The sequence below is a fragment of the Rhodoferax sp. GW821-FHT10B06 genome (genome assembly GCF_059415605.1).
Genome location: NZ_JBWKNO010000029.1, coordinates 19,210 through 27,121 on the forward strand (window position 1 = coordinate 19,210; position 7,912 = coordinate 27,121).

Below are 7,912 nucleotides of genomic sequence, written 5' to 3' on the forward strand. Positions count from 1 at the left end.
CTTTGCTTCAAGGGTTAAACATCAGTGTGCCCGCGGCCGGGCATGGGGCCGCGTGGCATGCAGCGGCTTATGCGCGGTCTGCGGTGATTCAAATACAGCAATTTCATGCTCGCGGTGCGGCAGCGGCAGGTAGAACACGTCCATGCCGAAGTTGCCCAGTACCAGCTCTTTGGTCAACACCTTGGACGGCAGGTCTTCGGCCACCACCCGGCCCTGGCCCAGCAGCAGCACGCGGTGGGCGAAACGCTGCACCAGGCTCAGCTCGTGCAGGGCCGCCACCACGGTCACGCCCAGCCCGGTCAGCAGGTCCAGCATGTCGGCACGGGTACGCAGATCGAGGTGGTTGGTGGGCTCGTCGAGCAGCAGGATGCGCGGCTGCTGCGCGATGGCACGGGCGATGGCAGCCCGTTGCTGCTCGCCGCCCGACAGGCTGCGCATCAGGCGGTCCTGCAACCCGTCCAGCCGGCAGCGCTGCAGTGCGTCGCTGACCACTTGCGCGTTTTCATCGCGGCTGGCCTCGGGATACGGCGTGCGGCCCAGGGCCACGTAGTCGCGCACCCGCAGCTGGCCATGCACCTGCTCGTGCTGGTGCACTACCGCCAGCTGGCGCGCGCGCTGCATGCCGGGCATCTGCGCGAGATCCTGGCCGCCCACCAGCACCCGGCCTGCGCTGGGTTGAAGCCGCCCAGCCATCACCTGCAGCAGGCTGGTCTTGCCCGAACCGTTCGGCCCCACCAGCGCGATGTGCGCGCCAAACGACACGGACACCGAGACCTGGCTCAGCACCGCCGTGCCCTGGCGCTGCAGCGACACGGCCTGCACTTCCAGCAGCGGCTCGGTGGGGGGAGGGAATGTGGTCATCGCAATAACAAATGCTCAGAGGCTGAGAGTTTTTTGGGCGTGCCCGAAAGGTGCATCAAAACGCGCCAGATCTAGGCGCAAAGCACAGCCATAGCTCGGGCTATGGCGCGCATTTGCAACGACGAGCTGGTGTGTTTGGGCGTGCAAGGCGGGCATGGACAAAAGACTCTCAGCCTCTTAGTCTTCGATGCCGCGCTGCGCGGGCACGCCGGCCTTGAAATGGTGCTTGATCAGCGTCATCTCGGTCACGGTGTCGGCCAGCTCGACCAGCTCGGCGGGTGCGCCGCGGCCGGTCAGCACCACGTGTACATGGGGCGGACGTTCGCGCAAGCAGGCCAGCACCGGCTCCAGTGCGATCCAGCCATAGCGCAGCGGGTACATGATCTCGTCCAGCACCACCATGAAATGTTCGCCAGCGCGTACCGTGGCCTCGGCCTGGGCCCAGCCGGCCTGTGCCAGTTCGGCCGAATGGTCGAGGTCGCGGCTCTTCCAGCTGAAGCCGTCGCCCAGGCCGACGATGGGAATGCCCAACTGCTCGAACAAGCGGTGCTCGCCAAAACGCGCAGTCGGGACCTTCATGAACTGGTAGACCTTGACCGTCTTGCCGCGGCCATGGGCGCGCAGGGCCAGGCCGAAGGCGGCCGTGCTCTTGCCCTTGCCGGTGCCGGTGTGGACGATGACCAGGCCGCGCCGTTCGCCCTGGGGCTTGGGGGTGTCGCGCAGCAGCGGGGGAGATTCAATTTCCATGGGGTTGTCCTTGTGAAGAGTCAGCCCGGCGCAAACAGCTGCGCCACAGCGCCGGGGTGGGACGGAAAGTACAGATGCATGAACGAGGCATGCAGGCGACGGCTGCGGTACACCGGCTCGGCATGGCTGCGTTCGCGCTGCGGCGCGGTGAAGGCCACGGCGGGCAGCGTACTGTCCATGCGCGCGTGGTGGAAGCTGTGGCCGCGCAGACGGCCCTCGGGCAGCTGCACTGCGTGCATGCCCAGGTTCACGAAGCGCTTTTGCAAGGCACCGGTGCCGGGCAGCAGGCCCCACATGGGCACCGGCACGCCATCGTGGCCGGCCAGGCTGTCCAGCAGCGCCAGCATGCCGCCGCATTCGGCGACGATGGGTTTGCCCTGCGCATGGTGGGCACGCACGGCCTCGCGCATGGCCTGGTTGGCCTGCAGGGTGTGCAGGTGCAGCTCGGGGTAGCCGCCGGGCAGGTATAGGCTGTGCGCATCGGGCAAGGCGGCATCGGCTAGCGGCGAAAAGAACACCAGCTCGGCACCCAGCGCACGCAGGCAGTCCAGATTGGCTGCGTACAAGAAAGAAAAGGCCGCGTCACGCGCCACCGCAATGCGCACACCGGCCAGCAATGGCGGTAACGGCTCGGCGACCACAGGCTCGAAACGCACCGGGCTGGCCATGCCCTCGACGCTGGGGCCGATGGCCTGGGCGGCTTGGGCAATGCGTTCGTCCAGCTGCACGACTTCAGACGCTTGCACCAAACCCAGGTGGCGCTCGGGCAGGCTGTAGCTGGCCGAGCGGGGCATGGCACCGAACCAGCGCAGGCCGGTGGGCAGGCTGTCTTTCAGCATCTGGGCGTGGCTGTCGCTACCGACGCGGTTGGCCAGCACGCCGGCAAACTGCAGGCCGGGGCGGTAGCTGCACAGGCCATAGGCCACGGCGCCAAAGGTCTGGGCCATGGACGATCCATCGATCACCGCCAGCACCGGCAAGCCCAGCGCCTGGGCCAGGTCGGCGCTGCTGGGCGTGCCATCGAACAAGCCCATCACGCCTTCCACCAGGATCACGTCGGACTCGGCCGCTGCCGCATGCAGCAGCGCCCGGCACCCGGCCTCGCCCACCATCCACAAGTCCAGCTGGTAAACAGGATGACCGCTGGCGCGCTCCAGCACCATCGGGTCCAGAAAGTCGGGGCCGGTCTTGAACACGCGCACGCGCCGGCCCTGGCTGCGGTGCCAGGCGGCCAAAGCGGCCGTGACCGTGGTCTTGCCCTGGCCGGAGGCCGGGGCCGACACCAGCAGTGCATCGCACACTTTAGGCATCAAATTGCCCGCCAGCGCATATTCCACCTGCGCGAGCAGCTATAAATTTGGTAGTACATGGTTCAGCCCCACACGCCCGCCGCGCGACAAGATGGATCGATGCGACCCGGGGGCAAAGAGATCAGAAGGCGCAGGCGCAGACGGAGCAATGTCCGGCACGCCATGGAGCCCGCTGACACCCGCCCACCGCAAGGTCACGCTTGTGCTAACAGGCCGGTATCCGGGCTCACGAGGGAAAAGGGGGACTTTTCTGCGGGGCCACCTTCCCATGCATTGGATGCACAGTGGCAGATAAGGCCGCGCTTTGGCTCGCTTACCGTTGCGGGGGCAGCGTCGGCATCGCACCGACTTCCCGTTTAATCCTCCAAACCCAAGAACATATCCAAGGGCTGAAAGACACCTATCAACAGGCCCGAAGTGTAGCAGTTGACCATTCGGAGGCCAGCGTACGGCGACGCATGGTTGAGACATTGGAAGGATGAGACCGAGCTGAACTTTTCATGCTTGGCCCCAAAAATGCTTCCATCGTAAACCCCGTAGCCGGAACGCCGCCGCGAATGCGATGCTCCAGTATGTAGCGTCCTTCATGCTTCTGAAAATCAATAACTTACAAGTCCTTCAACAAGCTGTCATGCGCTTGATGGCGAGTCTGAGCTCCCAAAAATAGGTTTTCGCTGACGGAAACCCAACCCCATATACCCCATACCAATGCTGTTCGCTTCGCATAGTTCCGCCAAGCCCATCACCGAACTTTTCACGGAATTCAGCAAGCAGTTACTGGAATTACACGGCCTGGCCCGTGAGCGTCGCCTGGACCGATTGATACCCGATGCCGTCCAGGCATTGCGATCGCTGTTGCCGCTACGCTCCGCCTGGTGGGGAGAATGCTCCGCAGGCGACACCAGCAGCAGTTCCTTCAACTGGCAACACGGCAGCCTGGGGCTGCCGGCCACTTTCGCGCAGGAATGGAATGCGGTCAGTGGTAGCGACACGTTTGCCCAAGCTTCCATCGATGCCCTGGGCCAAGTGTTCAGAGACAGTGGCTACGCATTGGATACCGAGGAGGTGGAGCAGTTTGCCCGCCGCCACAAGCTCTTTCACGCCATGGCGATCACCATGGGACTGCATGACAGCAAAATGCGGTTTTTCGTGTCCATCTATCGCGGGGAAAACGATCCTCCATTCACCGATCTAGAAGCCGTTATGTTTGGCGAATTCTGCCGACATTTACAGCAAATTTGGTGGGAAACCCTGCAGCATACGGTTCAACGTGCATCCTTGGCTGGACTGGAGGGGATGGCCCTCTGTGAGATCTCGGGGCTCCTGGTGCATATCGGCACCGACATGGCCAAGACGATCCGTAAGCGATTTCCTTCGTGGTCCGGCTCCATACTGCCTGAGGCCTTGCATCCGCAACTATCCGAGGCTCCATGCAAACTGCAATGGGGACGCTCCAGCATCAGCTTCACGCGCTGCGGAGAGCTCGTGGCCCTGCTGCTGAATTCAACTTTGCCGCATGACAGTCTGGCCCCGCGAGAGCGGGCAGTGGCCGTGTTGTATGCCAGCGGCCACTCCTACAAGATGATCGCGCGCCGCCTGGATCTGAGCCCGGCGACGGTGCGAACCTATCTGCGTGATGCGTACCTGCAGCTCGGCGTACGCAACAAGATCGAACTGGGCAAGTTACTCGGCCACCAGCCAGCCTCCTCATCTACTTGACGACACCCCTCTGCATCTGCGGAGGGGCGTTTCGTTAACCAGCCAGATACATTGGCCCAGGAAGTTGTGTACCTCCGCAAACCATACGGAGGTTGCAGTCAAAACAACTTTTCAATAATCACATAAAGGAAGAGCCATGCTGACAGCGCGGAGGGTGCGTGCGCGCGCCTTGTGGGTAGGATTCATTGTGCTGACGACAGCCACAGCCTTGGTGGTCGGGTGTGGAGGGTCAGACCCTGAACCCGCAGACACCGTTTTCAACCATGGCTATGTCTACACGGTGGACGCGTCGAACTCGGTCAAGCAAGCCGTTGCCATCCGCAAAGGACTGGTGGTCTATACCGGTACCGATGATGGTGCCCAGAAGTTCATCGGCAGCAGCACCAAAGTGATTGACCTGGGCGGGCGCATGCTGATGCCCGGCTTTGTCGATGGCCACCTGCATCCCATCGGCGGAGGACGTGCACTGCTCTTATGCAACCTGAACTACGCAACATTGACGCGTGACCAGATGCGCACACAGATCCAGGCCTGTCTGGACGCTTCGGCGGATAAAGAACCTGATACCTGGCTGGAGGTGGTCAATTGGGCGCGCCAAGCCACACAGGCCGTTGATGCCGATCCAGACAAGTCCACCCTGGACGCACTCTCCACAAGCCGGCCCATCCTGGTGCGCTCTTCAGACTTCCATTCCGTGCTGGCCAACTCGCGCGCTCTGGCTTTGGCCGGAGTCAGCAAGACCACACCAGACCCTGCAGGCGGATCGTATGCGCGGGACGCGCAAGGTAACCCAACGGGCATCTGCGAAGACACCGCCAGCTTCGCCGTGGCGGCGCTGATTCCGCCCGATTCCGACGCCGATATCCTCGCACAAGGCCGTGCTGCACTAGACGCAATGCGCCGCCAAGGTGTGACGACCTTCATGGATGCTGCAGCAGGTGCCACGCAGGGCAAAACCTTCGGCACCTTGCAAAAAAACGGCGAACTTACCGCACGCGGATTCTTCGCCATCCAGCTGAGCGTTGACGACGCCAAAGCAGACCCAGTAGCCACTGTAGCTGCGGCCAAGGCCCTGGCTGCACAGTACGACCAAGGACCATCCACGGCAGCGCCTGGCATCAACTTTCACAACCTGAAGATGTTCGGGGATGGTGTGGTCAATGCGCCAGCCGACACGGGAGGTCTGCTGACGCCGTACAACATGAATATAGGCACCGCGAATGCGCCTAACTGGGTACCAAGCACCAACTCTGGCAGAGTGTATTTTGCGCCTGAGGTGTTCAAGCCGCTGATGGCGGAAATCGCAAAGTCTGGAATGGATCCTCACATCCATGCCACAGGCGAACGTACCGTGCGTGAGACATTGGATGCCATTGAGTATGCGCGCCAGAAGGTACCCAATACGGACTTCCGCCCCGTAATTGCACACAACGAAACAGTCGATACGGCGGACTATGGTCGCTACAAAGCACTGGGTGTGATGGCGTCGTTCTCGTTCCAGTGGGCACAGCAAGCCCCCTACTCCGTCGGTGAAACCGAGAACCACCTAGGCGCCGATCGTTTCGCCCGCATGGAGCCCTTTGGCAGCCTGCATAACGCAGGCGCCCGGGTGGGCTACGGCAGCGACTGGCCCATCGATCCTTTCGATGAAATGCTGGCTTTGAAAATTGGTGTCACGCGATCCGGCGACCCCACGAGCCCGAACAGCTTTGGCCCCGATCTGGCCGGCAAGATCAACAACGACCCGGCGCTATCACGCCAGGATGCATTGCGCGCCATCACGATGAATTCTGCCTACCAGCTCCGCATGGAAGACAAAATCGGCTCTATCGAAGTGGGCAAGTACGCAGATTTGATCGTGCTCGACCAAAACTTCATGCAGGTACCTGAGGACGAACTTGCACGCAACAAAGTGCTGATGACCATGGTGGGCGGATCGGTCGTGTGGGCGCTGGATCCGTTCATCAGCGCATCCAGCACGGTGGCAAAGTCCTCGGCTTTAAAAGCGCAAAGTCTGAATCTTCATGCATCTGTCGGGCATGAAGCATCGCTGCCGAAACATGTCATGGGCTGGGAAGTGCTGCGTACCCTGAAACAGAGAATCAATTGACCCGCAGGCCGGTCTGCACCGCCTGCTTCAGCGCCACGCCAATCACGTCCAGGAACGACGAACGCATACGCCAGCGGTGCCAGTACAGGGCCACATCCAGGTGCTGGCCGGGCAAGATGTCGATCAAGGTGCCTGCAGCAATACCCTCGGCCACCAAGGCTTCAGGCGCCAGTCCCCAGCCCAGGCCGCGCGCCACCGCATGCACAAATCCGTGCACCGAGGGAATGAAATGCGTGGGCGACAGCTGGGCGGTATTCGCCAGTTGGGCGATGAAGAGGTCGTGCAGCCTGTCCTTGCGGTTGAAGCCCAGCATGGGCGCGTGGTGCAGCGCCTCCTCTCGGTTGGCAGTGGCGAAATAGCTTTGCGCAAACGCAGGCGATGCCACGGCCAGGTAGCGCATCACACCCAGGGGCTCAGCGGTGCAGCCGTAGGTCGGGTCGGGGCTGGAGCTGACGGCGCCCATCACCGTGCCCTCACGCAGCAGCACGGCCGAGTGGTCCTGGTCCTCCACGCGGATATCCAGGCACATCTGCACGCCGGGCGGCAGTACATCGAACACCGACAGGAACCAGGTTTCCAATGAATCCACGTTCACCGCGATGGGCACGCGCTGCATGGCCGCGCCCAGCATTTCCGGGGCACCTACCTCGCTGAGCATCTCAGCCTCCAGCATCGACACCTGCTCGGCAAACCGGGCCAGCACCATGCCCGCGCTGGTCGCCTGGGTGGGCGTGGAGCGCTGCAGCAACACCTGGCCCAGATGCTCCTCCAGCAGCTTGACGCGCTGGCTGATGGCCGAGGGCGTGACATGCAGGCGCTTGGCCGCCGCCTCGAAGCTGCCCTCGCGCAGCACCATCGCAAAAGCCGCCAGATGCGCGTTGTCTATTTTCATAATTTAGAAATACTAAACCAACGTTAAAAAAATTAGTTTTATTTCTTTTTCAAAGCCCACTAACCTGCGGCTCCCTGACAACACAGGGTGATTTCCCAGAGCGGGGAAAACCCTAGATCCGTATCCTTACCGAGATCCACGATGAAAAAACTGCTTCTTTCGATTGCCATCGGCACCATTAGCCTGAGCGCCCTGTCACAAGGTAAAGACCTCAAAGTCGCCATCGACCCCACCTACGAGCCCTTCACCTTCAAGACCGCCGACGGCAAGCCC

General features: G+C 62.1%; 6 protein-coding genes and 1 riboswitch. Of the genes, 2 read left to right on the forward strand and 4 right to left on the reverse strand.

Features of this window, described 5'->3' with window-relative positions; all coding sequences use genetic code 11:
- Positions 1–21: 21 nt before the first annotated feature.
- The 3 genes from AC07O2_RS25585 to AC07O2_RS25595 all read right to left on the reverse strand — a co-directional run bounded on the left by AC07O2_RS25585 (position 22) and on the right by AC07O2_RS25595 (position 2,918).
- Complete coding sequence (locus AC07O2_RS25585) at positions 22–861, reverse strand: ABC transporter ATP-binding protein (RefSeq protein ID WP_495234928.1); 840 nt, start codon at positions 859–861, stop codon at positions 22–24.
- A gap of 177 nt (positions 862–1,038) precedes the next feature.
- The gene (cobO, locus tag AC07O2_RS25590) at positions 1,039–1,608 is read right to left on the reverse strand and encodes a cob(I)yrinic acid a,c-diamide adenosyltransferase (RefSeq protein ID WP_116604232.1); all 570 of its coding nucleotides are present in this window, start codon (positions 1,606–1,608) and stop codon (positions 1,039–1,041) included.
- A gap of 20 nt (positions 1,609–1,628) precedes the next feature.
- Positions 1,629–2,918 (reverse strand): cobyrinic acid a,c-diamide synthase CobB, encoded by a 1,290-nt coding sequence (locus AC07O2_RS25595; protein ID WP_495234929.1) that lies wholly within the window; start codon positions 2,916–2,918, stop codon positions 1,629–1,631.
- 203 nt (positions 2,919–3,121) lie between these two features.
- Positions 3,122–3,327, reverse strand: a riboswitch (cobalamin riboswitch).
- Between the two features lie 299 nt (positions 3,328–3,626).
- Between AC07O2_RS25595 and AC07O2_RS25600 the strand changes: the two genes are divergently transcribed.
- Complete coding sequence (locus tag AC07O2_RS25600) at positions 3,627–4,637, forward strand: helix-turn-helix transcriptional regulator (protein WP_495234930.1); 1,011 nt, start codon at positions 3,627–3,629, stop codon at positions 4,635–4,637.
- Between the two features lie 136 nt (positions 4,638–4,773).
- Positions 4,774–6,747, forward strand: coding sequence for an amidohydrolase (locus AC07O2_RS25605; protein ID WP_495234931.1), 1,974 nt, complete (start codon positions 4,774–4,776; stop codon positions 6,745–6,747).
- Here the strand turns inward: AC07O2_RS25605 and AC07O2_RS25610 are convergent.
- Positions 6,740–7,639: a LysR family transcriptional regulator ArgP gene (locus AC07O2_RS25610; RefSeq protein WP_495234932.1), complete on the reverse strand. Its 900-nt coding sequence runs from the start codon at positions 7,637–7,639 to the stop codon at positions 6,740–6,742. The genes AC07O2_RS25605 and AC07O2_RS25610 overlap by 8 nt on opposite strands.
- Positions 7,640–7,912 lie beyond the last annotated feature (273 nt).

Coding starts and splice junctions, on each gene's coding strand:
- AC07O2_RS25585 (WP_495234928.1), bottom strand. CDS start 861: ATGACCACATTCCCTCCCCCCACCGAGCCGCTGCTGGAAGTGCAGGCC.
- cobO (WP_116604232.1), bottom strand. CDS start 1,608: ATGGAAATTGAATCTCCCCCGCTGCTGCGCGACACCCCCAAGCCCCAG.
- AC07O2_RS25595 (WP_495234929.1), bottom strand. CDS start 2,918: ATGCCTAAAGTGTGCGATGCACTGCTGGTGTCGGCCCCGGCCTCCGGC.
- AC07O2_RS25600 (WP_495234930.1), top strand. CDS start 3,627: ATGCTGTTCGCTTCGCATAGTTCCGCCAAGCCCATCACCGAACTTTTC.
- AC07O2_RS25605 (WP_495234931.1), top strand. CDS start 4,774: ATGCTGACAGCGCGGAGGGTGCGTGCGCGCGCCTTGTGGGTAGGATTC.
- AC07O2_RS25610 (WP_495234932.1), bottom strand. CDS start 7,639: ATGAAAATAGACAACGCGCATCTGGCGGCTTTTGCGATGGTGCTGCGC.